Origin of the sequence: Methyloprofundus sedimenti (assembly GCF_002072955.1) — a bacterium.
Taxonomy (GTDB): domain Bacteria; phylum Pseudomonadota; class Gammaproteobacteria; order Methylococcales; family Methylomonadaceae; genus Methyloprofundus; species Methyloprofundus sedimenti.
Genome location: NZ_LPUF01000006.1, coordinates 33,720 through 60,488 on the forward strand (window position 1 = coordinate 33,720; position 26,769 = coordinate 60,488).

The 26,769-nt window shown below is 41.6% G+C and carries 26 protein-coding genes; 8 read left to right on the forward strand and 18 right to left on the reverse strand.

Going from position 1 to position 26,769, the window contains the following annotated elements; all coding sequences use genetic code 11:
- Positions 1–102: 102 nt before the first annotated feature.
- On the reverse strand, positions 103–1,269 hold the full coding sequence (locus AU255_RS19345) for a hypothetical protein (protein ID WP_233144758.1): 1,167 nt from the start codon (positions 1,267–1,269) through the stop codon (positions 103–105).
- Between the two features lie 94 nt (positions 1,270–1,363).
- Between AU255_RS19345 and pssA the strand changes: the two genes are divergently transcribed.
- The 8 genes from pssA (at position 1,364) to AU255_RS19390 (ending at position 10,682) form a co-directional block, all read left to right on the forward strand.
- Positions 1,364–2,113, forward strand: coding sequence for a CDP-diacylglycerol--serine O-phosphatidyltransferase (gene pssA / locus AU255_RS19350; protein ID WP_080524527.1), 750 nt, complete (start codon positions 1,364–1,366; stop codon positions 2,111–2,113).
- A gap of 285 nt (positions 2,114–2,398) precedes the next feature.
- Positions 2,399–3,934 (forward strand): 2-isopropylmalate synthase, encoded by a 1,536-nt coding sequence (locus AU255_RS19355; protein WP_080524528.1) that lies wholly within the window; start codon positions 2,399–2,401, stop codon positions 3,932–3,934.
- A gap of 144 nt (positions 3,935–4,078) precedes the next feature.
- A complete protein-coding gene (locus tag AU255_RS19360) occupies positions 4,079–4,747 on the forward strand; it encodes a uracil-DNA glycosylase (protein WP_080524529.1) in 669 nt (222 codons plus the stop codon).
- Positions 4,747–5,301 (forward strand): ribosomal protein S18-alanine N-acetyltransferase, encoded by a 555-nt coding sequence (rimI, locus tag AU255_RS19365; RefSeq protein WP_332889086.1) that lies wholly within the window; start codon positions 4,747–4,749, stop codon positions 5,299–5,301. Before AU255_RS19360 ends, rimI begins: the two co-directional genes overlap by 1 nt.
- A gap of 86 nt (positions 5,302–5,387) precedes the next feature.
- Positions 5,388–5,867, forward strand: coding sequence for a polysaccharide deacetylase family protein (locus AU255_RS19370; RefSeq protein WP_080524530.1), 480 nt, complete (start codon positions 5,388–5,390; stop codon positions 5,865–5,867).
- Positions 5,868–6,208: 341 nt separating this feature from the next.
- Positions 6,209–6,844: a DUF6781 family protein gene (locus AU255_RS19380; RefSeq protein ID WP_080524532.1), complete on the forward strand. Its 636-nt coding sequence runs from the start codon at positions 6,209–6,211 to the stop codon at positions 6,842–6,844.
- Positions 6,845–6,889: 45 nt separating this feature from the next.
- Positions 6,890–8,551 (forward strand): ABC1 kinase family protein, encoded by a 1,662-nt coding sequence (locus AU255_RS19385; RefSeq protein WP_080524533.1) that lies wholly within the window; start codon positions 6,890–6,892, stop codon positions 8,549–8,551.
- Between the two features lie 457 nt (positions 8,552–9,008).
- On the forward strand, positions 9,009–10,682 hold the full coding sequence (locus AU255_RS19390) for an NAD+ synthase (RefSeq protein ID WP_080524534.1): 1,674 nt from the start codon (positions 9,009–9,011) through the stop codon (positions 10,680–10,682).
- Positions 10,683–10,714: 32 nt separating this feature from the next.
- On the opposite strand, the gene AU255_RS19395 is transcribed toward AU255_RS19390, so the two are convergent.
- The 17 genes from AU255_RS19395 to AU255_RS19480 all read right to left on the reverse strand — a co-directional run bounded on the left by AU255_RS19395 (position 10,715) and on the right by AU255_RS19480 (position 26,642).
- Positions 10,715–10,852, reverse strand: a complete 138-nt coding sequence (locus AU255_RS19395; protein ID WP_080524535.1) for a DUF488 family protein, N3 subclade — start codon at positions 10,850–10,852, stop codon at positions 10,715–10,717.
- 79 nt (positions 10,853–10,931) lie between these two features.
- Positions 10,932–13,220, reverse strand: coding sequence for a nitric-oxide reductase large subunit (locus AU255_RS19400; protein ID WP_080524536.1), 2,289 nt, complete (start codon positions 13,218–13,220; stop codon positions 10,932–10,934).
- Between the two features lie 849 nt (positions 13,221–14,069).
- Positions 14,070–15,242, reverse strand: a complete 1,173-nt coding sequence (locus tag AU255_RS19410) for a YncE family protein (protein ID WP_080524537.1) — start codon at positions 15,240–15,242, stop codon at positions 14,070–14,072.
- 48 nt (positions 15,243–15,290) lie between these two features.
- Positions 15,291–15,848 (reverse strand): OsmC family protein, encoded by a 558-nt coding sequence (locus AU255_RS19415; protein WP_080524538.1) that lies wholly within the window; start codon positions 15,846–15,848, stop codon positions 15,291–15,293.
- 309 nt (positions 15,849–16,157) lie between these two features.
- The gene (locus tag AU255_RS19420) at positions 16,158–16,571 is read right to left on the reverse strand and encodes a DUF1641 domain-containing protein (RefSeq protein ID WP_080524539.1); all 414 of its coding nucleotides are present in this window, start codon (positions 16,569–16,571) and stop codon (positions 16,158–16,160) included.
- A gap of 17 nt (positions 16,572–16,588) precedes the next feature.
- Complete coding sequence (locus AU255_RS19425) at positions 16,589–17,788, reverse strand: NAD(P)/FAD-dependent oxidoreductase (RefSeq protein WP_080524540.1); 1,200 nt, start codon at positions 17,786–17,788, stop codon at positions 16,589–16,591.
- 99 nt (positions 17,789–17,887) lie between these two features.
- Complete coding sequence (locus AU255_RS19430; RefSeq protein ID WP_080524541.1) at positions 17,888–18,067, reverse strand: (4Fe-4S)-binding protein; 180 nt, start codon at positions 18,065–18,067, stop codon at positions 17,888–17,890.
- A 5-nt stretch (positions 18,068–18,072) separates the two neighbouring features.
- Positions 18,073–18,357 (reverse strand): DUF4242 domain-containing protein, encoded by a 285-nt coding sequence (locus AU255_RS19435; RefSeq protein WP_080524542.1) that lies wholly within the window; start codon positions 18,355–18,357, stop codon positions 18,073–18,075.
- 124 nt (positions 18,358–18,481) lie between these two features.
- Positions 18,482–18,877, reverse strand: a complete 396-nt coding sequence (locus AU255_RS19440; RefSeq protein WP_080524543.1) for a rhodanese-like domain-containing protein — start codon at positions 18,875–18,877, stop codon at positions 18,482–18,484.
- Positions 18,878–18,984: 107 nt separating this feature from the next.
- A complete protein-coding gene (locus AU255_RS19445) occupies positions 18,985–19,572 on the reverse strand; it encodes a TetR/AcrR family transcriptional regulator (RefSeq protein WP_080524544.1) in 588 nt (195 codons plus the stop codon).
- Positions 19,573–19,689: 117 nt separating this feature from the next.
- The gene (locus tag AU255_RS19450; RefSeq protein WP_080523812.1) at positions 19,690–21,078 is read right to left on the reverse strand and encodes an IS4 family transposase; all 1,389 of its coding nucleotides are present in this window, start codon (positions 21,076–21,078) and stop codon (positions 19,690–19,692) included.
- Between the two features lie 375 nt (positions 21,079–21,453).
- The gene (locus AU255_RS21170; protein ID WP_198942706.1) at positions 21,454–21,819 is read right to left on the reverse strand and encodes a peroxidase family protein; all 366 of its coding nucleotides are present in this window, start codon (positions 21,817–21,819) and stop codon (positions 21,454–21,456) included.
- Positions 21,816–22,553 (reverse strand): peroxidase family protein, encoded by a 738-nt coding sequence (locus AU255_RS21175; protein ID WP_198942707.1) that lies wholly within the window; start codon positions 22,551–22,553, stop codon positions 21,816–21,818. The genes AU255_RS21170 and AU255_RS21175 overlap by 4 nt, the downstream gene beginning before the upstream one ends.
- Before the next feature lie 100 nt (positions 22,554–22,653).
- Positions 22,654–23,795 (reverse strand): IS3 family transposase gene (locus AU255_RS19465; RefSeq protein ID WP_143736034.1). Its coding sequence is split into 2 segments (ribosomal slippage): positions 22,654–23,540 and positions 23,540–23,795, totalling 1,143 coding nucleotides; the frame shifts between segments, so codons are not numbered across the junction.
- 102 nt (positions 23,796–23,897) lie between these two features.
- Positions 23,898–24,902 (reverse strand): adenosine deaminase, encoded by a 1,005-nt coding sequence (locus AU255_RS19470; protein WP_080524546.1) that lies wholly within the window; start codon positions 24,900–24,902, stop codon positions 23,898–23,900.
- Positions 24,903–25,238: 336 nt separating this feature from the next.
- Positions 25,239–26,048 carry a nuclease-related domain-containing protein gene (locus tag AU255_RS19475; protein WP_080524547.1) on the reverse strand — a complete coding sequence of 270 codons (810 nt, stop codon included), beginning with the start codon at positions 26,046–26,048 and terminating at the stop codon, positions 25,239–25,241.
- Between the two features lie 15 nt (positions 26,049–26,063).
- Positions 26,064–26,642, reverse strand: coding sequence for a cold shock domain-containing protein (locus AU255_RS19480; protein ID WP_080524548.1), 579 nt, complete (start codon positions 26,640–26,642; stop codon positions 26,064–26,066).
- Positions 26,643–26,769: the final 127 nt, after the last annotated feature.

Sequence of the window (26,769 nt, forward strand, 5' to 3'; positions counted from 1 at the left end):
TAAGGAATTTTGAGTATGAAGTCATAGGCGATTAAGTTTGTTGTGTGTTGTGCATTTAATATTGAAAAAACAGGAAATTAAGCTATTTGCTTTGGCGTTTTTTTAAGCTTGTGTGCTGGTTAATTTAATTTTACTGAACCCACCATTCGCAGTGCGTAAGTTTGTGACCTGACCTTGATAAAGCCGGGCACTAATTGCGAGAATGGTTTTGCGATAGACAAAAAGCCGAAAATCAGTTTTGAACTTTTCGCCATCCGGAGTAAACGTAATTGTTGGCTTGATATGTTGCTGGACTAAGGTTGTTTCAGGCATCAGGCTACTTAGTTTATTTTTGGTTAACTTGTCACCCACGTAAACACCTTGACTGGCATAACTGGTTGTTGGTTTAAATACCTTGTCTTTACGTCCAGACCATAAGGTATCTTTAGAGAGTGAACTTAGCAGTTGGGTGTGTGGAATAGCCTGTTGTAAACGAGACGCGATGGCAGGTGCTAATAAGCCATTAAAAAACTCAGGATGGGACCAGTCAACCATGCGTTGCTTATCTGCTAAAAGCCCATAAATACGTGGGTTAGGTGTTAAGCATACAGATTGCTGTTGCCATGCATTGGCAATATGCTGCATTTCTGTAGTGTTTAAATAAAAGTCACAATGACGATTATAAATCAGATCGATAGCTTGATCTTGATAATACAGTTTCGTACCTTGCATTTCAACTTGCCCCGGGTCGATAATAACGGTTTTTATACCCACTTGTTGAAATAACTGAGCAAATACGCGCATTTCAGGATAAAGGAATTGCTGCTCAGGTAAATGGTCTATAATCGCAATTAAGTGTGGTTGGGCATTTGGGTCTTGGCGAAATAAGCGATATTCCTGCAGAAAAGTAGTTAATAATTTATCGGCCAGTTTGCTGGGGTATTGTATTGCATCGGGTTGATAGCAACGAGTTACAAACCACAAACCACCTGCATTTGTGTTTACTTCAATCAGTTTGGCCTGTTGAGTATCATCTATATGAAAATCATAGCCCATTAATACCGAGAAGTATTTGGGGTTTACTTGAGCATTGCCGGGGAGTTTGGGTAATTTGGCTGGGTAAGCTGGATTTTCACAGAGGCTTTGCAGGTCATGTACAACATTGATCATCTGCTTCAAACAGCGGTAAGACAGGTTGACCGTATGGCGGCTAATGCCTTGTTGTTGGTTTTTCATATTGCGGCGTATTCTTACATGGAACGGAGATAAATTAAATATATGATTATGCATACATGGTTTTCGTATTAGCGGTGCTTTAAATGCTATACAATAGTTAGGAAATTTTTCTTTAGTTTTAAACAAACTGTTTTATCAAATCTTAGTCATGACAGAATTGAATCAGAATAGCTCAAAAAAACGTAATCGTGGTATTTATTTATTACCTAACTTGTTCACCACAGGTGCCTTGTTTTCAGGTTTTTACGCGATAGCTTCGGCGATTTCAGGGCACTATGAAACGGCGGCAATTTTAATTTTTGTTTCCCTGGTACTAGATGGGCTAGATGGACGTGTTGCACGTATGACTAACACTCAAAGTGATTTTGGTGCTGAATACGACAGTATGGCCGATATGGTTTCTTTTGGTGTTGCGCCTGCTATCGTCATGTATTTATGGTCATTGTCTTCTTTAGGTCAGGCTGGTTTAATTGGTGCTTTTGTACATTTAGCGGGCGGCGCATTGCGCTTAGCGAGGTTTAATACGCAATTGACAACCCAGGATAAACGCTATTTTCAAGGCTTACCCAGTCCGGCAGCAGCCGCTATTTTAGCTGGTCTGGTCTGGATTAGCGAAAAATATACTTATGGTATTGATGATTGGCCGTGGTTAGTATTAATAATGACAGTGGCAACCGGTTTATTAATGGTCAGTAATTTTCGTTATTATAGTTTTAAGGATATTAATCTGCGCGGCAAAGTCCCTTTTGTGGCAGTCATTGGTGTTATGTTAGGATTTGCCATAACCTTATCAAATCCTGCGACGATTTTATTTTTATTTTTCTTTGGTTATGCCTTGTCAGGACCTGTTGTGACTATGTTATTATTACGTCGTAAGCGTCAAGGGCGTATGAACTAATAAAATGAACCAGACAGAAAGCAAACGCAATATTATGATCAGTCAACGGGCAATACCTTTTTATCTTTCCACTAGTTGCCTCGGCCGTCATCTGCCCTGCCGGGCATCTCTTTAATATTCTCTAATACACGTTCGATACGGATTCAGCGCGACTCATTCATTCTCTTTAAGCAGGAACTGGGTGGATGGCTGGGTAAAAGACCAGATTCGCAGGCTCATTCTTAAATAGATCCGTGTCATACTTCAATTGTTGGCTAAACAAAGCCTCCATGAATGGAATTTCCCATGAAAGATAAATTAATAATATTTGATACAACCTTGCGCGATGGCGAGCAAAGCCCTGGTGCGTCTATGACGCGTGATGAAAAAGTAAGAATTGCACGGGCTTTAGAACGATTAAAAGTTGATGTGATTGAAGCCGGCTTCCCTGCCGCAAGTGATGGTGACTTTGCTGCTGTAAAAGCGGTTGCTGGCGCTATTAAAGACAGTACTGTGTGTGGATTAGCAAGAGCGTTAGACAAAGATATTGATAGAGCGGGCGAAGCTTTAAAACAAGCGCAGAGTTCGCGCATTCATACCTTTATTGCGACTTCGCCTATTCATATGCAAATGAAGTTGAAAATGTCACCCGAACAGGTTATTGAATATGCGGTAAAAGCTGTAAAACGGGCGCGTCTATATACCGATAATGTGGAATTTTCTCCTGAAGATGCAGGCCGGTCTGAAGAGGATTTTTTGTGTCGTATATTAGAAGCCGTGATTGATGCCGGAGCGACGACCCTAAACATTCCCGATACAGTAGGGTATAGTATTCCTGCTGAATTTGGTGCGATGATAGCGAATTTAAGACGGCGTATACCCAATGCAGATAAAGCCATTTTTTCAGTACACTGTCACAATGATTTAGGCTTGGCTGTAGCTAATTCTTTGTCAGCTGTGATGAATGGTGCAAGGCAAGTTGAATGCACCATTAATGGGCTTGGCGAACGTGCAGGCAATGCAGCTTTGGAAGAAGTCGTTATGGCAATTAAAACTCGCCATGATGTTTTTTCTTGTGATACCCGATTAGATACCCGTGAAATTGTTGCGTGCTCTAAATTGGTATCCAGCATTACTGGTTTTCCGGTACAGCCTAATAAAGCGATAGTCGGTGCGAATGCATTTGCGCATGAATCAGGTATCCATCAGGACGGCGTATTAAAAAATCGTGAGACTTACGAAATCATGCGTGCAGAAGATGTGGGCTGGTCGGCAAATCGAATGGTATTGGGTAAGCACTCTGGACGCAATGCATTCAAAAATCGCATGACTGAATTAGGTTTTGAATTTCAGAGTGAGTCGGAATTAAATGATGCCTTTTATCGCTTCAAGCAGTTAGCGGATAAAAAACATGAAATTTTTGATGAAGACTTGCAAGCATTAATTACTGCGGTAAATACTGATAGCGAAGAAGAGCACTATAAATTAATCGCCTTAAAAGTCTGTTCAGAAACTGGAGAAACGCCGAACGCTAACGTTACTGTTAAAATTGGCAAACAGGAATTCAGTGCTGAATCAGAAGGCAGTGGTGCAGTAGATGCCAGCTTAAAAGCGATAGATTCTATCGTTAATTCGGATGCTTCTTTGGAGCTTTATTCGGTTAACAGTATTACCAATGGTACTGATGCTCAGGGTGAAGTAACAGTGCGATTGGAAAAAGGTGGCCGGGTAGTGAATGGTTTGGGAGCTGACACCGATATTGTGATTGCTTCGGCGAAAGCGTATATCAATGCTTTGAATAAGCTAGAAGATAAAGGTGAAAAGCAGCACCCGCAGGTGTAACAGGTTAGCTGCTTAATACCCCTGGATTAGGCTTTGGCTTGTACAGTGTATAGATTATATGAGCTAAAGTTCACACCTCTGGTTATGAAAGATCAGGATTTTGCTACTTTCTCGCTTATTTAGAGTTTACAGCACTGGTTACTTATGGATAATACAACACGATTACAGTATTTATCGGCAATGGGTATTGATGTCTGGGTGCCGAGAATTATTGCCGAAAATACTGAAATAGAGGCCATGGCCTCTGACGCTGCAAAGGATAGCTGGTCAAGCTTGCATACTGAAATGCGTGCTTGCCAGCAATGTGATTTATGCCAGACTAGACAGCAAGTTGTTATTGGTGCAGGAAATCAACATGCAGATTATATGTGGATAACCGAAGCACCAGGTCTTGAAGAAGAGCAGCAAGGCTTGCCGTTTGCAGATGATTCAGCCGAGTTGTTAACAGAAATGCTGAGGGCAATGCAACTAAGCAGGGAGCAGGTTTATATCACGCATATAGTTAAATGTCGTCCCCCTGAAGATCGAGATCCAAAGGCTCAGGAGTTAGTTGCTTGTGACGCCTTTTTGCAACGTCAAATTGCCTTGATTCAACCTAAAGTATTAATTGCTGTAGGGAGAATTGCGGCACATAAATTATTGCAAAGCAAAGCCCCCCTGGCGGACTTAAGGGGAATTGAACATCAATTTTCAGGTGTCCCATTGATTACCATGTATCACCCTGCCTATTTGTTACGCTCCTTAACAGAAAAATCAAAAGCATGGCAAGATATGCAGATGGCTTTAACTCTTTTAAACAAATATAAAAAATAATGATAAAACGAGTATTCAATCAAATTAAAAGCTTAGTGACCTATGATGCAGACAGAGAATTTTACTCCAAAGTTTTTCCCGATTCATTAAGCCAAATAGAACTAATGCGTTTTCGTAAAATGAGCAAAGCGGATTTACCACGAATTCTAGAAATAGAAGGGCAGGGTTATAATTACCCATGGAAAGAACCGATATTTCATGACTGTTTAAATGCGGCTCATTATGATTGCTGGGTGTGTGAAAACACTGAAAATAAAATTAACGCATTCTGTATTGTATCAACGGCTGTTGGTGAGGCAACCGTGCTTAATATTTGTATAGAACCGGATATGCGTCAGCAAGGTCTGGGACGAAAAGTTATGCAGCATGTTATTGATACAGCAAAAGCAAGGAAAGCTGAGAGTGTTTTCCTGGAAGTTCGTCCCTCTAATGCCGGCGCAATCGCCTTATATGAAAGCATGGGCTTTAACGAGATTGGTGTCAGACCAGGATATTACAAAGCAGAAAATGGTGAGCGCGAAGATGCCATCATGATGGCTTATAGTCTCATTTAATTTGCATAAAATTGATTAAATTCAAGATCTTAAATTTCAGTCAGGTTTGCATTCTGTTCCTTGTTATTCAAGGAACGCTATTTATCTTGCTGCGTGGCTCAGATGCATTATTACCAGCACTTATTCTAATTTCGCTTGTGTATATTTTATTGTTTTTTTTCTCCATGAATCTGAACTGTAATTTCTATTTAAAAGCGAAAAATAATGCAAAAAAAGGCTGTGTACTTTTGGGCTTTGATGATGGTCCTGCCCCTGAAATGACCTTAAAAATACTGGATATTTTAGATCAATATCATGCTCAAGCGGTTTTCTTTCTTATCGGGGAAAACGCCATCAAATACCCTGATATTGTTAGAGAAATTATCAACAGAGGCCACTTGGTCGGTGGACATACCCTGCACCATCCTACAAATTTTGGTACTCTGGATTTAGTCCGGGCTGAAGAAGAAATTATGCAGGGTATCTACGTTATAGAAGAGATTATTAACCAGAAAGTCACACTTTTTAGACCTCCGTTTGGTGTAACTAATCCGGTAATTGCCACTATCATTAAAAAAATAATTTAGAGGTGTTAGGCTGGAATATAAGGTCTTATGATACTATCAATGTTAATGTACAGAAAATGCTACTGCGAATTACCCGAAAAATTAAAAGTGGCTCTAGTATACTTTTGCATGACCGGGTCAAGAATACTGTAGAAATACTCCCGGATATTTTGCAGGATATTCAAAATAAACAACTGAATATTTCCCCTCAAGCAGATTAGTCAGTTTGGGTTAAAGAGAGGCATATTCCCATAAATTGCGCTGAGTATGGAACATTCCTTTTTACTCTCAGTAAGAGAAGGGGAACTGGAACCCGCAAGAGTCTAAATCAGTAATATTAAATATCTTTTTTGGAGAAAATCATGGTTGAAAATAGTCGGCAAGAGGAACAACTAGCAGCACGGGACACAGTAATCCGTGGTAATGATATTCATAATGAGGTTCGACAAATCGTTGTTGATGCTTTGAAAAATGGGCAGATGGAGCCTGAGCATATCAAAGAAGTTCTGCAGGCAGTCGTCAATGGTGCTGTTGAGGGCGCAACTGAAAGTGAACCCGAAGCAAAAGAAATATTGCAACAAACAATCGCAGGGATAGATGATGCTTTAAGCCAGATTGCTCAGGCCTCTTCTCTGGCAATTGAAGAAGCCGCTGATAATGTTGAGCAATTTAACGAGCATGATTTGAAACGTGCTTTAACTGACTTAAATGACCTGGAAAAGCTGTTTTTTGATACTTTGAATGATGTCGCAAAAGGCGGTCAGAAAGTGACTTCCGACATCATAAACAAACTCGTTCACCATCTGCAGCATAGCTCTACTTCAGTTGGCCGTACTGTCGAAGAAACTTCCAGTCACTTAAGAACGTTTCTTTCCAGCAAAGGTAAAAATATTCCGCTAGCTGATATTGCAAAAACAACGGGTGCTTCTGTAGCGAGGATTGCTAGTGGTTTGCTCGCGGGTATTGCAGATAGTTTATCTGCTGACGAAAAAAAGTAAATCGATGAGCATCATTCAGCAACTGTAAGAGCACAATATCGTTCAATGATATTAGGAACTTTAAATGCAGCTAAGGATCTTGGCCGGGTACATGAAATTGCATTAATCCTGATTCGTTATGGTTTTGGTGATATGGTTCGGCGTCTAGGTTTGTCGAATATCATTGATCGAGCCGGAAAAGTATTACATTGGTCAGAGGTAGAAGAGCTAGCTCATCTAGAGCCTCCGGCTCGAGTACGCAGGGCTTTGGAGGAAATGGGGCCTACTTATGTGAAACTGGGCCAAATTTTGGCAACTCGTGCTGATTTATTTTCTGCAGAATGGATAAATGAGTTTGCAAAGCTACAGGATCAGGTACAGGCAGTTCCTTTTTCCGAAATCGAACCTCAATTACTAGAAGATCTGGGTGGACAGATTGACGATTTTTTTTCTGAGTTTAATCACCAGCCTTTTGCAACCGCATCCATAGGTCAAGTTTATCTTGCGCGATTAAAAAGAGGGCATCAGGTTATCGTTAAAGTACGGCGACCTGGAATTAGACCCAAGGTTGAGGCGGATTTGCGTTTGTTAAAGCAAATAGCTGAAATTGCCGAACGGGAAAGTAAAGATTTTCGTCGCTTTCAACCTAAAGAAATTATTCATCAATTTACCTTATCAATGCGCCGCGAACTGGATCTGGCGGGTGAGTGTCGCAATGCAGAGCGGATCGCTAGCGCATTTTCCAATGATCCTGTTATTATCATTCCCAAAGTGTACTGGCAATGGACCAGTGAACGAATGAATGTGCAGGAATACATTGATGGCATTCCTGCTCGTGACCTTGTGGCCATAAATAATGCAGGTCTGGATCGTAAGCAATTAGCACGCAATGGCGCAGAAATAGTGATGAAAATGGTTTTGGAAGATGGCTTTTTCCATGCTGACCCGCATCCTGGCAATCTGTTTTTTCTACCCGAAAATCGTATAGCATTTATTGATTTTGGCATGGTGGGTCGATTGACTGAGGAACGGCGCTCTCAGCTTGTGCATCTTTTACAGGGGGTTGTTGCCAGAAATACCAGCCAGGTGGTCAGGATTTTATTGAAATGGGCGGGTGATACACTGGCAAACACGGAGAGTCTAACTACCGATGTAGATGGCTTAATTGATCAATATCATGATGTTTCACTTAAAGATATAGATATAGCAGGTTTTTTAAATGATTTGACCACCTTGTTGCGAGATCATCAGCTAAAGTTGCCTCCTGATCTGACTTTGCTAATGAAAACGTTAATTACTCTGGAAGGAATGGGACGGCAATTAGATCCAGATTTTAATATTGTGCAGGTAGCGACCCCTTTTTTACAGCGAGCTTTATTCAAGCGCTATACCCCCGATGCCATTGTAAAGCAAAGCTGGCAAAGTTTTTCCGGTATGCTCGAGTTGTTAACCGAACTGCCCAACGACTTGCACCGCTTACTGGATCTGGCGCGACGTGGAGCGTTAGGTGTACGCCTTGATATTGCAAAACCTGAGTGGTTAGCTAAAGAGTTAGACAGAGTAGTGAATCGTTTATCAGTCAGCCTGATCACTTCAGCTTTAATTGTCGGTAGCTCTATCGTTTCCACAGTGGAAGGTGGAGCCTCTTCATTTCTCGGACTGATAGGGTTTGTCGGTGCTTTTATGGGCGGAATCTGGTTATTGTTCTCTATCTGGCGTAGCGGTTAGGTTGTAATGCGACATTAACACAGGTGCGTTAATGTCGCGCTCCGGTGGAGCACCATATTAGCAATCTGTTTTTTACTCTACTCCTGATTTTATTCCTGAATTCGAAATTCAGGACCTGAGCCTCTATTCTTGCTCTGTTCTCTAAACCCGCTTCGACTTTGGACATCAGTGCTTGAAAGTGTGCGATATGAATAGAAGGAAGTCAATGCTACAAAAAAGCATTCATGGTATTGGCAACTGATATAAATGCCATCAGGCATTGAGGTGATATGACTAATAATCAAATGTCTTAGCCGGAAAAGCTTTTATTTATTCCATCTTATATCAAAAAAAGCGTATATCTCTATGTTTTTTATAGTTAATTTGAGTGGGCACATCAGGATCTACCCCCTTTTTTTCCTATATACTTCAGTACTAAGAGCATACATTTCTCATACACAATCGAAGGGATTGCAATATGCTTAAAATTGCTATTAAGCAGATGAACTCTACCGTTGCTGATTTTACGGGCAATACAAACATGATGATCGATGCCATGCAAGCAGCAGCAAGGAAAAGCACTGACCTTCTGGTATTTCCTGAATTATCTCTTTGTGGCTATTATCCATATGATTTAATTTATGAGCCTTTTTTTATACACCAATCCGACCAAGCTTTATCTCATTTACTTGAAGCTTCAAATCAGTTCCCAGAACTCACCAGTATTATTGGTACAGTCCGTAGAAATAAAGGCTCAGGAAATCCCTTTTATAATGCCCTGGTCGTTATTAGCAACGGTAAAGTTATCGCCGAGTATTACAAGCAGTTGCTACCTACTTACAATGTATTTGATGAACGAAGGCACTTCGAGCCTGGACCGGCAGTCCCCTGTTTAATTACAGTGAACAACATAAAAATTGGCTTGTTAATCTGCGAAGATAGCTGGAATGATTCTGAACGAAAGTACACTGTAAACCCTTTTAGAGCATTAGTAGTACAAAAACCTGAGCTACTAATAATTATTAATGCTAGCCCATCAAATATAGGCAAGCGAGAGCAACGGCATAATATTTTGTCAAACGTTGCCAGACATTATCAGCTACCTCTGTTATCGGTTAATTCAGTCGGTGGCCAGGATAGTCTGGTGTTCGATGGCGCTTCTTTTGCAATAAATGACAAAGGTGTTGTTATCTATGAAGCAGCGCAGTTTACTGCTACTCAAGAATATATTTGTTTTGATGCACAAGGCTTTAAGAATTATTCTTCTAGCCCGTGTACATCCTCCAATAATGAACTGGCATTTAAGCAGATAATATTAGGTTTAAGAGACTACTCTCGCCGATGTGGTTTTAATAAAGTAGTGATTGGCTTATCTGGTGGAATTGACTCAGCTCTCACCCTGACTTTAGCCGTTGATGCATTAAGTGCTGATAATGTTATCGGAATTACGATGCCTTCGGTTTTTTCTAGTAAAGGCTCGGTCTCTGATTCAAAGAAACTGTGTGAAAACCTGGGGGTAAAGTTGATTAATCACCCGATTAAACAACTGGTTGAACAATATTCAATCGATTTCAGCAAAGCATTTAACAAAACATTGCAAGGACTTACTTTAGAAAATTTACAAGCCCGGATTCGTGGCACAATCTTGATGGAATATTCTAATGAATTTGATGCCTTACTGTTATCCACAGGAAACAAATCTGAAATATCCATTGGTTACTGTACGCTCTATGGTGATACTAACGGAGGGTTGAACCTATTAGGTGATCTCTATAAAACAGAGGTTTACAGTCTATCTGAATATATTAACAATCGCGCAGGATATGATGTTATCCCGATGAATATTATTAACAAAGAGCCGTCAGCTGAATTAGCAGTCAATCAGAAAGATACTGATACTTTACCGCCCTATGAAGTTTTAGATGAAATTCTGAAATATTTAATTGAAGGCAAACAATTATCAGAAATTGAATATGCACATGTGAAAAATTATATTACTCAATTAGATGAAACTGATCCAGCTCTGGTTAATAAAGTTAGAAAAATGATTGCCCATAATGAATATAAGCGCTTTCAAGCACCACCAATTATTAGATTACGTGCAAGAGCCTTTGGCAACGGCAGGCAAATGCCTATAACTGCAAAATATTAGATCCGTTAGCTTTAGATCTGGGCTGAAAACTCTCATGTCGATGATTCGGCTTTATCCTTGATCAAACCGCGCGGCCAAAGCCTATCCACAAGAATGCGTCGGCCGTCATGCTTGTCAGGTTGGTTATATACCCTTTTAATCCTGAATCGATAATGTTCTGGCTGTTGCATTTATGAGGTGACCATTTTCAATGGCCTCCACAGCAGTCAAAAGCCCCGCTATCGAGACCTGTTTTATCGATAGGATTATTTATTCCACACAGCGCGCACCCAGCCAACCCTTGATGGAGGCTATGACCAACGGTACGGCACCCAATAGAATAAATACCAAGTCACCGGGGAGTCGTAGCCATTCAATCAGGCGCGAGCGCTCGCTGCCAATGTAGTCAAGGCTACGCGCGTGCCAATAACCATGCTGAACGACATCCCAGACCTGTAACACGCCGCTGGGGAACAAACTCATGCTTAGCATTAGAGCCAGGCCGACGTTGCTGCCCCAAAATCCGACCTTAACGTATTTCTCGATGTCGACCCAGCGTGCTTCATCGCTGGTCTGGCGCAACACAAAAACCATCAGCGCCAGTGCCAGCATGCCAAATACGCCCATCATCGCGGCATGGCCATGGTTGGGCGTTAGTTGGGTGCCGACCTCATAGTAGCTGACGATAGGCAGGTTGATGAGAAAGCCGAAAATACCGGCGCCGACGAAGTTCCAGAAGCCGACAGCCATCAAAAAGTAGAAAGTCCATTTATGCGGTATGGCGACTGATTTGCCGCAAATATCGCAATCAGCACGTGTGGTGCGGACAAAATCCCAGGCGTCCAGGGTTAGCAGTGTCAGCGGCACCACTTCCAGTACTGAGACCATGGCCGACATCGCCATGTTGACACTACTTTGGCCGGTAAAATACCAGTGATGACCGGTGCCGATCAGGCCGCCAGCGAAATATAAAATGGCATCGAGGTAAATCACTCGAAGCGCAACATTAAGTCGGGTAAGACCCAGTTGATAAAACATCAACGCCACCAATGTGGTGGCGAAGAATTCAAAGAAACCTTCGACCCATAGATGAATGATCCAAAAACGCCAGGTATCGACCACGGTGAAGTTAGTCTTGGCCCCATAGAAGAGTGCTGGTATGTAGAACAGCGGAATTGCCAGGGAAGCCAACAGAAACAACCTTACCAAAGGTTTCGCGACTGGCTCACACAAGGATTTCGGCTGCACCAACTTAAATAATATCGCAAACCACACCAATAGACCGACAATCAGCAAGTACTGCCACAGCCGGCCGAGCTCCAGGTATTCCCAACCCTGATTGCCGAGCCAGAACCACCATTGACCCAGCATTTGAGAAATCCCCGCCCACTCACCTATCAGGCTGCCGCCTATGACCACGACGAAAGCAGCGAATAACAGATTTACCCAGCCTGCTAACCAGCGCGGTTCATCCTTGCGTAGCGATCGGCCGAGAAACAAGGCCGCGGCGACAAAGGCAGTAGCTATCCAGAAAACGGCTAATTGCAGATGCCAGGTACGCATCAGATTGCTGGGAAATATGGCTTCCAGTTCAAGGCCGTAAAAACTGCCAGGGTCGGCGCGATAGTGTGCCGTTGCACCGCCCACCAAAGTCTGGGCAAGAAACAGCAGAGCGACCACCACAAAAAATTTCACCAGTGCTAGTTGACCGGCGCTGGCTTGACCCGGTAGCAGATGGGGATGTACATGCTCTCCGCTGCTAATCCAACCAAGATAATCGAATTTGCCGAACATCAATAATACGATACCAATGCCGGCCAGCAATACGATAAGACTCAATGCACTCCACAACAGTGCATCGGGAATGGCTGTATTACCAACACTAGGGTCGTATGGAAAATTGTTGGTATAGGAATAGTTCTCATCGGGGCGATTAGTCACCGAGGCCCAAGCTGTCCAAGTCACGAAGGCGGTAATTTGCTGCAATTCAGTTGGATCGCTGATCAGGCCACGCTGGAGTCCACCGTTACGTTCGGGGTTCAGAAAATAATCTGTCCAATAAGCAATCTGCTTATGGTAAGCCGTGGTTTCCGACCGGGTCAGATGCAGCGTTGTGCTGGCGGCATCATAATGATTGGTTTTTAGTTCGACCGCCACTTGCGCATACACAGCCGCTAGTTGACCGGGTGTCAGTGCAACTAGTGGCTGGTGATATTGTTGTTGCGCAATAGCCGTGGCAGTGTCTTCGCCGATACGGTGCAATGCCTCGGCCGAATAATCCGGCCCCAGGTATGCGCCATGCCCCCAGATACTGCCGTTGTTCATCAATCCGTATTTGAGAAAGATTGCCTGGCCCTCGCTGATGTCATCGCCGGTAAACAAGGGTACGCCTTGCGCATCAAGTACCTGTGTGGGGATCGGTGGAGCATTACGATAAGCCAACGATGTGATGGTGATTAGCCCCGCAAAGCCCAATACCATTACGATCAATACTGTGCGCAGCCACCATGGAGACAATGCAGGATTCTCTGCAATTAAGGGTTGTGCGGTAATATTCATGCTGTGTCTCCTTTAGTAAGCACCTAATACAGTCGTCATCAGTAGCCTGAAAACTCTTCCGTGCGCATGTTGTCGTCGTTAACGCCTGCTTCGCTCAGTATTTACCGCATCGCATTCACCATCTCGGGTGGGCTGTCGATGTATTTCAGGAGCATGGCTTTGCTGATAAGTCTGCTTTCCACATGCCACTCGCGTCTGGACTTTTTCATCTGCGCCATCGTAGCGACAAAAGTGTAGTTTGGATTTGCAGGGTGAGATTCTCTCAAATCGTCCAGAAACGCAGCATCTTGCGGTGTTCAGTTGGAATAAAAGACTACGATACAAAGCCGTACATCTTTAGTTATTAGAGGTGGAAATTTAGCATCGATACTCCCCCAATGTCAACATACCTGTCGTCTGTGAAATTTAATATTAGGAGGCAGAAATAACCATATTTAACCTGAGTTCTGAATAAGATGTCATAACAAAGGTAATAAATCTTCTCTACGTAAGTTGAGTGCAGGCTTTTTTTCCTGGTAAGAAGGGGCGGCATCATTGGATGCGTCATGTGTTGTTAGCAGCATTCTATCGCAAACCTAAAGGCCGGAAACATTTGATTGTGTATAGAGATCCAGCTCGATCCTAACAAAGCCGGAAGCAGACCAAACGCGAAAAAGAACCGTAGTTACTAATTCTGTTACCTTCCTTGCTCGCTCGGAAAGCTTGCAAGTATGTTCAGTTTGATCTTCCGGCGGGCTCTCGGAGTTAGCGCAGATGATGTTGAAAGGATATTTTGAGAGTCTCGAAGCGGCCTAAATTTGAGGGGGATACCTCAGAGACTGACTCTTTTAGTTTCTTCATTGACCGTGCTTAATGGGCATTATCATGATGCCATTTCGGCATCATAACAATATTGTTTGCATTTAGACCTTGATCTTTAAAAGTATCAATCGTCATTTTCACAGTCGATTTTTGCAAATCAACTACCGTAATAGAACCGTCATTCATACCAGGTAAATTTAAAAGGTTATTTTGCACAAAGGCATAACGTTCATCAGGAGAAAAAACAACATGATGTGCGCCCTCTGCCGTAGCAATCGATTTTTCAAGTATCGGTTTAGCTGGATTTTTAATATCGAAAATATTTAAATAACCTGGACTTGCTGTCGTAATATACATTTTGTCAAGTTTATGGCTAAAGTAAATTTCTAAAGGAACGCCTTGTTTTAAAGGGTTAAAATCAAAAATTTGTGAAAAACTAAAATTTTGACTCATGCTATTCCAGACGCCTGTCCACAAGGTATTGCCAAACATGGTATTGATATAAAGCCGTACTGGATTTGATTTAGGTAAAAATACCGCCTCAACAGGGGCTGAGCCTGAAGGTGATGCTTTTTCTGACATTTTATGCGTAGAGAGTATTTTACCGCTACGGGCTTTAATGACCGTTACTGTTTCATCGGCATCTCCTAAATCAGTTGGGTGCACCGTGTTAGCAATGACAATTCGATTAATTTCATCGTTTATGCCAATACCGTGCGGATGGCGAATAAATTTTTTGCTTGTCGCTGTTTTGGGTGCAGCAATGACTTTAATCTGTTTATCTGTTTGTGCATCACCCATAATGACATTGCTAGAACCCATACAGGTGACATACCATCTTTCTTCATCGTCTGAAAAGACCAGGTCTTCAGCTACCTGACACTCAGGAACAGAAATGGTCTTAAGTTCAAAAGGTTGTTTTGTCATATCGATTACTTGCAAGGGATTGCTACCCAAGGAAGCGACATAAGCTTTGGTCATATTTTTGTTATAAAAAATATGATGTGCCACTAAATCAGTAGGTAATGGAATATCCGTTACAATTTTTCCAAAATTACCAGAATTGAAATCAAGATCAATAATCGCTATGCCTTCCCGTTTTGGCGTTTGATCGGGTTTACTTTGATAATTAACTAACGCTAAAATTTCAGCTTGTGCCAGCATTGGATAAAGTAAAGTTAAAATAATAAGTGATTTTTTTAAAATATATGTTTTTTTCATAAACATTTCTCCAGAGGATTAGAGCAGGTTAGTTACACTGCTTTATTTTCAATAGGGTAAAGGATGGTCTGTGACTTTTAACGATGTTTCAAAGTTAATCGGGTTCGCCAAATTAAATAAATTGGGAGAGCTCGCCTTAACCCTTTCATGAATTTTTTCAAATTGTTCGGCTGTTGCATCTCCCGTTATAAAAACAGTAAATTTTACTGTGTCGTAGCCGTTCTTGATAGTTGGGTCTATTCCCAGAAAACCCCGTAAATCAATATCTCCAGTTGTTTCTATGCGCAGAGTATCTATTTTAATGCCTTCAACAGCACAAAGTGTTGCGTACCCGACTATTATGCAGGCATTCAAAGCGGTTAACAGATAATCTTGAGGGTTTGCAAATTGGTTGGTGCCTAAAAATTCAGATGGCTCGTCTACTTTAAGGTTAAAATTTCTTTCTACCTTTTCACCTCCTACTGAAAAAGCATTAACCTGTGTATCAGAGCGTGTGCCGCCTTGCCAGGTGGTTGTTACGCCCCATGAGGTCATACCTTGCTGCGGGTCGTTGGTAACTTGGCCTGTTATATTTTTTAATGCATCAACATCAATACCATTCAGCATAGATAAATCCTCATGAAAATAATCGTGTTTATAAATTAAGTTTGGTGAAAAATAAGATCAACAGGCTAAAGAGTTGCTCTACTGAACAGTAATCTGTGAAGTGAGAGGCTCTTTAGTCTGCATAACTGAGTGAACAATAGTCTCTCCCATTAAGTGGGTCACTACAATTTAATGACCTGTTAAATAGGTTATGATTAAGATGATAACATGAGCTCCGCTAACGCTCGACCCACTCTACCTATACTAGACACTCATATATTGCAAATCAATCTCTTTTGTTTTGTTGAAATTTTTTATCGTGCATAGAGATTAATCATTTTTCATCTGCTGGCCAATAATACGCATAGTCCCGATAAAAAAATGCAATGAACGACGGACATCGGGATCGTTTAGGGAACTGATCAATTGAAACAAACCGGGAGGCTTTTCTAATGCTTCTGTTTGTGCATTCGCCATACGCACAGCATTACCACCTGTCCAGCCCAGTGCTAAAATTTCCTCGCCTACTTTAGTAGTTTTTTCCAGTGCCGCTTCATCAAGAAATTCGATATTGTCTGATATGACTGACAATAAATCGATGATGTTGTCGAACCGACCGGCTTGTACTAAGGGAGCTGTTTTATCGATTAAGTTCTTAATGCCTTCGAGGGTTGCAGGGTCATTAAGGGCCGTATCCGACATAAGTTTTTCTACATTTGTATTTAACTGCTTTTCTTCAGACATAAGTAATTCCTCTGTAATCAAACTATTCCACGTGCAACAGCCCAATAAATACCGCGATTAAATGTTTTACGCATTAATCCCCCTAGCTTGGTAGGTGGTGCGACTTGTACATCATGTTTATAGTCGTACCAGAGTGGCATGCCAGCTTCCAACCCCATTTGAGCGATCGCCTGTACTTTCCCATCATAGATAGCAGAGGTATAACCGCGACGAATTTCCGAAGCGATATTTTCCACGATAACAGGTGATTGGTTATGACACGTGCCTCCGGCTTTACTCACTGGCAAATCAACGGTATCCCCCATCACATAGACATTTTCGGTACCATACATTTTTAAGGTTTCAAAGTCAGTAGGTAACCAGCCTTCATTGTTTTGTGCTTCTGACTTTCCTGAATTAATAACGGCATCTACCGCACGGATAGGTGGAGTGGCCATTAAAATATCGAATTCCTGGGATTTTCCTTCCTCCGAATAAGCTATTTTTGCTTCGGGATCGACCTTATCTAAAGTAAAGCCGCGTTGATATTTAATATTTTTACTATCGAAAATAGTAGGCAACACATCACAGGTGGGTTTCTGTAAAAATAAACAATTACGCAATAATTGAGAGACGGTAGGATAACTGTAAATAATCTCTACACGGTCGCGCACGCCGCGTTTACGTAAATATTCATCAAGCATTAACGTGGTTTCGATTGGGGCAATACCACATTGATGAGGTACGTTAGGGGTTTTGGGGAAATTGACCGTAATAAATATGCGTCCCTCTTCGATGGTGCGTAATTTATGCGCGAGTTGTTGCGCCGCTTTAGTCTGATAAAAATGATCACCTGCCTCTTTCAACCCTTCAATGCGTTCTGGCGCCGGAATACAGCCTGTTGAAATAACAAGATACTCATAATCGTATCGCTTGCCACTTTCACAGAGGACGCGATTTTGCTCAAATTCAAAGCCTTCCACGCCATCGACATGAAAAATAATTTCCGGGCGTAATAATGAACGTTGCTTACGGACTAATTCATGAGGATGAAAAGCATTAAAAGCCACATACATATTGGCTGGCTTGTAAATATGGTTAGGGGAGTTTGAGAGCATCATAATCTCAATTTCACCTTTTAGAATCTCCGGATAAAATTTAGCGACTAAGTTGTTAGCGGTCATCGTGCCGCCAATCCCACCGCCAACGACGATAATGCGTTTTGTCGAGCTAGTCATAATGACTCCTTCAATTGATTATTCAGTGAAGGGTCAACTTGCCAGGTGCATCGATAATGAATATCTAGCACCGTGGACAAGAAGCCCCGTTTTATTTAGTCAGTCGATTTGTTTAAGAGCGCCGGAAGGACATTGATTGATTACTTTGGTGATTTCAGCGTCAGTCGCTTTGTCCGGTTCGATCACAAATTGTCCGTCTGCCACTTTAAATACCTCGGGCAGTGATTCAACACAGTTGCCGGAGTGCGTGCATGTTTGTTTATCCCATTGTATTTTCATGGTACTTAACCTCCGCACTGTTCTGCAGTTGTTGGATTAATCATGGTTTTTACTTCGGCAATAGAATTTGCCGGAAATTCACCACGTTCTGCATGTGTTTTAATGCTTTGTTTATCGGGGGCGATATAAATGCAATAGATCTTATCGTCCGTTACATAACTTTCCACCCACTGAATTTGTGGCCCCATATCGTTCAGAATACAGCAGGATTTTTGTGATACTTGTTGTAATTCAGTTGCAGTTAATTGGCCTGCATTAGGGATTTCTCGTTCAATAATATATTTAGGCATATTGCCTCCTATGCGGTTATATGACCAGTCATCTTTAGTTGGTCGTTAAAAAAAACGATATAGGCCATCATGGCCATATCGCTTAAAAGTTTGTTAGTTAAAAAGTTTTTTAAATGATTAATGCTTATGACTGTGGTGGAATTTTCACCGCTAATTCAGCCGCTTTCCAGGCTGTAATGCCGCCATTTATATTCCTGATATTTTTAAAGCCCATTTGTTGCATCACAGCCGCCGCCATGGCAGAGCGCCCCGAACTGGCGCAAAGTAATAACCATTTTTTATCACGATCCATCAATTCTTCACGGCGGCCCGCGTATTGACGGTCAGCCGCCGCTTCCAGTATTCCACGAGGAATATTTAATGCGCCTTCAATAGTACCTGATATAAATTCTGCAGGTTCCCGTACATCCAGTACCTGATAGCCTTCATCCAAGAGAGGTTTAACATTTAATACATCAATTTCGCGTATTTGTGATTTTGCTTGTTTAACAAAATCCATTAAGGTTTTTTCTTCGCTCATATCAAAATCCTATAGTTATTAGCTGACCAGTCATCTTAGATTGATCGTTAAAAAAACGACACAACCGCTCGCTGTCTCGTTTTGCTTTGTTCCTACCCTACAATCAGCTAGGCAATAAAATAATCATACAGTAAGGTGTCACAAAACTCTTGTAACGGTTGCACAGACTGTTCAATTTTCATCCGTAACAACGCGCCTTGCCAGTTGTTTACCAACAAGTTAGCCATAATTTCGGCGCTCCTGTCAGTACGTACCGTGCCTTCTTTCTGTGCTTGCAGTAATGCCTTATATTGCAGCACTTTGTAGCGCTCGACAGCTGATTTTAGTGCCTGATTGCATCGTTCACTGGTATCGCCAATTTCCCCCATCAGGTTGCCCAGTAAACATCCCCCTTTGTATCCATTCTTTTCCACTGCAACAATAAGCTCTGCATAGTAGTTTTTTAAAGCAGTGAGCGGGTCAACCTGTGAATGTTGTAGATGCCTCGTTAATAGCTGAATAAAGGGTTCTATATAATGGGTAATAGCTTGAGCAGCAAATTCTTCTTTGCTATCAAAATAGCTATAAAATGAACCTTTGGGCACCTGTACGGCACTTACAATTTCGTTAATACCTGTCGCATGATAGCCCTGGTTCATCAACAGATAAACACCTTGGTCGAGTAATCTTGTGCGTTTGGATTGCTTGTTTATCATAATTGACTTATAGAATACGACCGGTCATATATTTTGTCAAGAAATATTTTCCCTACAAAGTTAGAGTCTGACTCGAATGGCACTTACTTAAGAATAAAACACATAAATCACAGTGAGTTACTTTATTTTCTTCGGGTGTCCATTCTTTCTAATCACTGCTCTTGCTTCTTCTCTAGGTTTCATTAACAAGGAAAAAGGCTTTGGTCTTCTTTTTACTGCACGAGGCTCTATTCGACCAGAACGATTTCCAACCCGCTGCTGAGCAATTAATACAAATAATGATTCTTCAATGACTCCTGTACCAGTAAGAGCCGTCTGTTGAGTCCATGCCAACCACAATTGTAGTGTATGCTTAAAGCTAAGCTGGCGTGGTAATATATCGACTAATAAAGCCGTTTGAGCCATCAATAGTCGAATCAGATTATAGGCCAGAAAATAGACCCATATCTCCTTTTCACTCATTTCGGGTGTTTTACAGCTGAGCGTTTCCATGCCCATCGTCGTTTTTATATTCCGGAAATCAACTTCAATCTGCCAGCGTTTTTTATACAAAACCTTGAGTTCTGGTTTCGATGCTTCTTTAGGGCATAGCAATGTTGTTATGAGTATCTTGCCATGAGTGCTTAACTCACGGATAAGTAACGTTTTCGGTGCAACATCATAGTGCGCTTGTGTCATCCAGTCTGGTTTGATCTTTGGTTTGGTTAGTTCGATTAAGTGATCTCTGGTGCCTATTCGTTTGCCTTTCCTAAAGTCAGTTACCCGTTTACGCGCGCCCATTTGCTCAAAGACGGCATCAATGCCTTTTTCACGCAGTGAAGCTAACAAAAAATAGGTACCATAAAAAGCATCGCCAAGAACAAGGTCTCCCGTATCAAAGGTGTCTATAATATTACGAAGCAAACTTTGCTCATCTGAGCCTTTTCCATTGAACCGTCCTATCGACGCATTTAAAACGGCCCCACTTGAAAGGCAGATAACGCCAACCAACCGACAAATTGGAAAACCAAGTCCTGGTTTTTGACCACTCTGCTGAGGATATACTGCCTGATTTTCAACGGTGTCGGGCATTGTTACAGTGGTTCCATCAATTAAATGTACACGCCTTCCATGCCAGCGCCATTGCTCAGGGATTTGACAGTTAATGAGCTCACCTGTCTGGCAAACTAGGTCAGAAACCATTGCTAATGGCAAACGCTGTCTTGCTCGACAATAACCACCCGTAGAGGTACTAACAGGTGCAAGGCCACCAATGATACGTTTTATTGCTGCATCATTGACCGCTTTTTGACAGGAGCGATCTTCACTCAAGGCTTGTGCTAAAAAAATTGAAAGTGTTTCTGTGGGCGGATAAAGTCGCTCTCGATGTTCAGGTAATAAGGTGTCAATTCTTGATAGCAGTTCAGGGCAGGTGAGCAGGTTAAAAAATTGATACGAATCTGTCTTTTCTGCACATTTTTTTATTCTTTGTTGTTGGCAGCGTAAAAATTTGTTATTAATAAACATTAAGGCAGGTTCCTCGGTGATGGCTAAGTTGTTTTGTCGCAATCAGTTTATCATCGAACCTGCCTTTTTTAATATTTTCAGTAGCTTATATCTTAAGTAAGTGCCATTCGAGTCTGACTCAAGTTAATTTAAATAATTAGACATTTGAATCATCATTTTTGAATTCTCGATTAGGGAGCTGAGCCTCTGCTTTTCAATGAAGCGTAGCGGAATTGTCGTCCAATTCTATCATCTTGTATGTATATTATTTTCCTTTGTTCAGTAATCATAGCGCCTTCTTGCAGCCAAATAGAAAATGATCTTTTATCCTTTGGTGACTGCTCCTCAAACCTCTCCACGCCACCGCCTTGAGCAACGTGGAGATGGTACTCAGAATTACACCAGATCGAAACGATCAGCATTCATTACCTTCGCCCAGGCGGCCACGAAGTCTTTAACAAACTTCTCTTGGTTGTCATCCTGCGCGTAAACTTCTGCATAGGCACGAAGGATTGAATTGCTACCAAAAACCAGATCTATTCGTGTTGCCGTCCACTTTACATCCCTCGACTTGCGGTCGCTTATTTCATATAAGTTATTGCCAGCTGGCTTCCATGTATACCTCATGTCTGTAGGATTGACAAAAAAGGCATTGGTCAGCATACCTTCACGATCAGTAAAGACACCGTGCTTAGTACCTCCGTGGTTGGTGCCAAGTACACGCAAACCACCGACCAACATTGTCATCTCATGGGCGGTCAACCCCATAAGCTGGGTTTGCGATCAAGCATCAGCTCTTCTGCACTAACGATATAGTCCTTCTTGAGCCAGTTGCGGTATCCATCATGAACTGGTTCGAGTACATTGATGGATTCAACATCCGTCATTTCCTGACTAGCATCACCACGCCCTGGCGAGAAAGGCACGGTGATATTCACGCCTGCAGCCTTTGCTGCCTGTTCAACGCCTACGCTACCAGCCAACACAATGACATCGGCTACGCTGGCACCAGTCTCTGCCGCAATGCCTTCGAGCACTATAAGTACCTTGGCAAGACGCGCAGGCTCGTTCCCCTCCCAGTCTTTTTGCGGGGCGAGACGGATACGTGCACCGTTGGCGCCACCACGTTTGTCCGAACCACGGAAAGTGCGAGCGCTGTCCCACGCAGTAGCGATCATTTCACTGTCACTCAGACCACTGTCTGCAATCTTTGTTTTTACAACTGCAACGTCATAATCAGTAGGGCCTGCGGGCACTGGGTCTTGCCAGATCAGTTCTTCCTTAGGCGCGTCTGGACCGATGTAGCGAGTCTTCGGCCCCATGTCACGATGCGTTAGTTTGAACCAGGCACGGGCGAAGACTTCCGAAAAGTAGGCTGGGTCCTTGTGGAACCGTTCCGAAATTTTGCGGTATTCCGGGTCGTACCTCATTGCCATATCGGCGTCGGTCATAATCGGTTTGAGGCGAATCGATGCATCCTCAACATCAACGGGCATATCTTCTTCTTTGATGTTAACTGGCTCCCACTGCCATCCATGCCCCTGCAGGAGATTTCTGTGTAGTGGTCAAGTAAATTCGTACATAACGATCGGTTTTTTAAGCGGCTTCTTTCTCCGCTTGGATTGGGGTTAAATAATTGTTATAACTATGTACACGGAAACTATTGTAATACTTGATGTATTGCATAATATCTTTCTCTGCCTGTTCATAAGATGAATAAAAAGTCTTAGGCATCCATTCAGATTTAAAGCTTCTAAAACAACGCTCCATAGGTGCATTATCCCAACAGTTACCACGCCGACTCATGCTTTGCTTGATCTCATATTCCGACAATTGCTGCTGGAATACCTTACTGGTGTAATGGCACCCCTGATCAGAATGAAACATCAAGTTCTTGGGCTCTCCTCTAGCCGCATAAGCTAATTTTAACGCTCGTGTAGTCAATACTGAGTCAGGACTAGTTGAGCAAGCCCACCCCACGATACGGCGCGCATTTAAATCAATCACCAATGCTAAATATATCCAGCCTGTACCCGACCAAATATAGGTGACATCACCACACCAAACTTGATTAGCCAGTTCGGTAGAAAATTCACGGTTTAAGTGGTTATCCGCTATGTTTGATGGCTTTTCAGCCACCTTGTAACGATGTGCGCCTGGCTGTTTACTTGTCAGCTCCGCTTCTTGCATTAAACTCCGTGTTTTGAAGCGTCCAACAGATTCACCTTGCTGTTTTAATTGAGCAGAAAGGGTACGACTCCCCGCTGAACTGCGGCTCGCTTCATGTAACGCAATAACCTTGGATTTTAACCTGTCTCGCTCAGGATCTGCCTTGTTTGCATGCTTACGGTGGTAGTTGTAACTACTACGACTCATCTCAAATGTTTGCAATAATTCGCATTGTTTGTATTGCTCTCTTAACTCATCAATTAGCATTAAAATTGATACACGTCCGATATTAAGAGAGCTGAAGCCTTTTTTAAAATTTCTTTTTCCCTTGTTAATTTCTTTATTTGGGCTTCCAGGTCTTGAATCTTTTGCTGATCAGAAGTAATCGCTCGGCTTCCTTTTGGCGTAACACCATGACGCTCTTCTTTTAATTGAGTGACCCAACGGCGCATTGCTGTAGTTCCAACGCCCATAGCTTCGCAAGCATCATTTATGGAATATGCCTGATCTAATACCAGACTGGCCGCTTCATGTTTAAATTCTGTTGTATAACTTTTTCGTTTACTCATTGGTCTGCATCTTTGATTAAGGGGTTATTATAAACTCCTATCGTTTAGTACAGGATTATTAGACCACTACAAGAATCCATTCATGCGATTGCTGAGCGATATTTAAAGTGTCTTATCGACTAAATCACAATAAATTTTTTTCTGCTCATCACTAATAAAACTAGCGATAAAGGAATTTTTAGCACTTAATGCCAGTTCTTCTTTACTTAAGCTCAAGGCTTCAGCCGTTTCTATATAGTTTTGATTTATATATCCACCAAAATAGGCTGGATCATCGCTATTAATAGTAACAACAAGTCCTTTTTTCAACAGTTTTCGGTAATTGTGCTCTGACATCTTTTTAAAAACACACAATTTAATATTCGACAATGGACAAATGGTAAGAGGTATTTTCTCGGTAATTAATTTTGTAACCAGTGCTTCATCTTCTAGTGCACGCACTCCATGATCTATACGTGAGACTTTTAATAAATCTAACGCTTCCCATATATAGGCAGGCGGCCCTTCTTCTCCGGCATGAGCAACAGTCAGTAGCCCCATTGATTGTGCCTTTTCAAAAACTCTTTCAAATTTAGAAGGTGGATGACCAATTTCCGATGAATCCAACCCAACTGCTACAATTTTGTCTAAATGAGAACTGGCCTGCTCAAGTGTTGTAAAAGCATCCGCCTCATCAAGATGCCTTAAAAAACACATAATAAGTTTTGATGATATTCCAAGCTTATTTTTCCCATCTACAAGAGCGCGATGAATACCATTGATAACGATATCAAAATCAATACCTCTATTGGTGTGCGTTTGGGGATCATAAAAAACTTCTGTATGAAGAACATTATTCTCTTTACATCGTTCAAGGTATGCCCAAGTCAGATCATAAAAATCTTCCTCTGTTATTAGTACAGCTGCACCAGCATAGTAGATATCTAGGAAGCTTTGTAAGTTATTAAATTTATAAGCCAATCGAATTTCCTCTACTGATTTAAAGGGGATTTCTATAGCGTTCTTTTTGCTTAATTTAAACATTAATTCCGGCTCAAGAGAGCCTTCAATATGAATATGTAATTCAGCTTTCGGCAGTTTTTTAATAAAATCTCTTATCTCTGACATATATTCCTCCATAATTTAGACTGAATAGGTGCTTTTTTTAAATCTAATTGAAGAGTATAGCTAAAAAATAAACTACAAACGTCCCTTTGTAATTTGTTCGAATTTAGCTCTGATTTTATATTTGCAGATAATAGGGTCTCAAAAAACGGATGTTTGCAGGACATTACACGTAGGCGAGGGTGGATTAATGCTTCAGTGCTTGATATAGCAGCAACTGTCATACTCGAATAGTCCACAATAAAAGCCAAGTATCACACTGCAAGGATAGCATGAATGCTGTCCGTTTAAAGCCAGGGATGGAATGGGTAAAAAAGTGTTTGGCGATAGCCTAACCAGTCATAAAGCTGGCCTTACTTCTCTACACTTCGGATACCCACTACATCCCCAAAACTGCTTCCCCTGATTATCACCACGCTTAGCAGTTCTCAATACCATTGCTTCTCCACATTTAGGACAAGTATTCGCAGCGTTTTTTAGTACGGGCTTAACTTCTATTGGACGTTGCTTTTCAGCAACTAACGTTTTGACATGCTTAACATGATCTCTATGAGTTTTAAGTGATGGCTTTAATCTACCAGTAGATATTTGGGCACAAATATCCTTAACTTCAGATTCAGTGAATACCGATTGAGTTTTGTTTTTGATGTATCGAATATAGCCACCAGCATAAACGACATTATCCGGCATAACCGTTTTAAAGGTGCTGTCGCCAACAAAAACGACAATGGAAAATATCGTGCTTGGCTCAATGTTTAGAGCAGCTTGCAATGTTTGAGTATGCTTATAATTTTGATGTAGTGGGTTCTGGAATTTAGAAGTATGGCGGTAAATCTTCTGAGTCCATGTTTTTTGATTTTCACTGCCAAAGATCCAGCCTTTCATATTCTTGGTTTCAATAACGAAAACACCATCCCTGGAAACAATTACATGGTCTATTTGGGTAGTTCCGTCTTCAGTTGGAAGTGTGACATTTTTAAATAAAGTGTACTTACTCTTATCGAGTAGAAACTTAGCTGCTAAATTTACCTGCAGCTCTCCAATAACGCCTTTCATAAAAGATGTCTTTAGAAAACTAATAGCGAGAAGGGCAGGGATTAGCCACCAATAGGCAGCAAAAAGTTGTTCAAAGATAGATGTCATATTCATTATTACTTTTAACTCTTAAAATTGTCGCTCGCAGGGAATACCGTCACCATCGCCATCCATTTTAGTGCCAGGACAATGACCAAGATAAAATACAGCTTCTTCATAAGAGTCCATTTCTGTACACCAAACTTTACCTTGGCATTGGAATCTTTCTATTTGTCTTATTGGCTGAACTCTCAGTGTAGCACCAGGGTGAGTTACTGAAGGTTCTTGTGAAACTTTGTTATAAATAAAAACAGCTATGCCAACGAAAATAACAGCGGGTAAAAAATTAAAGTTATTCTTTGGTTTTGCCGTTTTTCTATATGCTCTTGGCTTAGTACGAGTTGGGATTTGTTTCTCGCGTTTATATTTTATAGGCTCTAAAGTAAGTATTTGCCTAACGCCTTCAATCCTGGCATTAACTGCACGGGTTTTACCGTTAGTATCAGTCCCTATTTCATAATGAATAATATCGCCAATAACTGGCTTACGTCCCATGCCCTTAAATGCTGTAATATGGATAAAAATATCACTTTTGCCATTTTCCGGGGTTATAAAGCCAAATCCTTTAGCATCAATCCAGCGTATTAATTTTCCTTTCTTAGTTTCCATTATTCAATTTTCTCATAATAACAGAACATCCCTTTAGCTCAATTGACGATAATGATAGGGTATTCCACCACTCCATAAAATGAAAGCTATTGTGCTGGAGGTGGTACATCGAGGTCAACAAAACTTT

Bases quoted from the DNA above. Each gene is read 5' to 3' on its own strand.
- AU255_RS21175 (WP_198942707.1), bottom strand. From the start codon at position 22,553: ATGCCCGTTGATGTTGAGGATGCATCGATTCGCCTCAAACCGATTATG.
- AU255_RS19360 (WP_080524529.1), top strand. From the start codon at position 4,079: ATGGATAATACAACACGATTACAGTATTTATCGGCAATGGGTATTGAT.
- AU255_RS19425 (WP_080524540.1), bottom strand. From the start codon at position 17,788: ATGACTAGCTCGACAAAACGCATTATCGTCGTTGGCGGTGGGATTGGC.
- rimI (WP_332889086.1), top strand. From the start codon at position 4,747: ATGATAAAACGAGTATTCAATCAAATTAAAAGCTTAGTGACCTATGAT.
- pssA (WP_080524527.1), top strand. From the start codon at position 1,364: ATGACAGAATTGAATCAGAATAGCTCAAAAAAACGTAATCGTGGTATT.
- AU255_RS19385 (WP_080524533.1), top strand. From the start codon at position 6,890: ATGATATTAGGAACTTTAAATGCAGCTAAGGATCTTGGCCGGGTACAT.
- AU255_RS19420 (WP_080524539.1), bottom strand. From the start codon at position 16,571: ATGTCTGAAGAAAAGCAGTTAAATACAAATGTAGAAAAACTTATGTCG.
- AU255_RS19415 (WP_080524538.1), bottom strand. From the start codon at position 15,848: ATGCTGAATGGTATTGATGTTGATGCATTAAAAAATATAACAGGCCAA.
- AU255_RS19390 (WP_080524534.1), top strand. From the start codon at position 9,009: ATGCTTAAAATTGCTATTAAGCAGATGAACTCTACCGTTGCTGATTTT.
- AU255_RS19435 (WP_080524542.1), bottom strand. From the start codon at position 18,357: ATGCCTAAATATATTATTGAACGAGAAATCCCTAATGCAGGCCAATTA.
- AU255_RS19470 (WP_080524546.1), bottom strand. From the start codon at position 24,902: ATGTCAGAGATAAGAGATTTTATTAAAAAACTGCCGAAAGCTGAATTA.
- AU255_RS19410 (WP_080524537.1), bottom strand. From the start codon at position 15,242: ATGAAAAAAACATATATTTTAAAAAAATCACTTATTATTTTAACTTTA.
- AU255_RS19440 (WP_080524543.1), bottom strand. From the start codon at position 18,877: ATGAGCGAAGAAAAAACCTTAATGGATTTTGTTAAACAAGCAAAATCA.
- AU255_RS19450 (WP_080523812.1), bottom strand. From the start codon at position 21,078: ATGTTTATTAATAACAAATTTTTACGCTGCCAACAACAAAGAATAAAA.
- AU255_RS19345 (WP_233144758.1), bottom strand. From the start codon at position 1,269: ATGCATAATCATATATTTAATTTATCTCCGTTCCATGTAAGAATACGC.
- AU255_RS19445 (WP_080524544.1), bottom strand. From the start codon at position 19,572: ATGATAAACAAGCAATCCAAACGCACAAGATTACTCGACCAAGGTGTT.
- AU255_RS19430 (WP_080524541.1), bottom strand. From the start codon at position 18,067: ATGAAAATACAATGGGATAAACAAACATGCACGCACTCCGGCAACTGT.
- AU255_RS19355 (WP_080524528.1), top strand. From the start codon at position 2,399: ATGAAAGATAAATTAATAATATTTGATACAACCTTGCGCGATGGCGAG.
- AU255_RS19380 (WP_080524532.1), top strand. From the start codon at position 6,209: ATGGTTGAAAATAGTCGGCAAGAGGAACAACTAGCAGCACGGGACACA.
- AU255_RS19400 (WP_080524536.1), bottom strand. From the start codon at position 13,220: ATGAATATTACCGCACAACCCTTAATTGCAGAGAATCCTGCATTGTCT.
- AU255_RS19475 (WP_080524547.1), bottom strand. From the start codon at position 26,048: ATGAATATGACATCTATCTTTGAACAACTTTTTGCTGCCTATTGGTGG.
- AU255_RS19395 (WP_080524535.1), bottom strand. From the start codon at position 10,852: ATGCAACAGCCAGAACATTATCGATTCAGGATTAAAAGGGTATATAAC.
- AU255_RS19480 (WP_080524548.1), bottom strand. From the start codon at position 26,642: ATGGAAACTAAGAAAGGAAAATTAATACGCTGGATTGATGCTAAAGGA.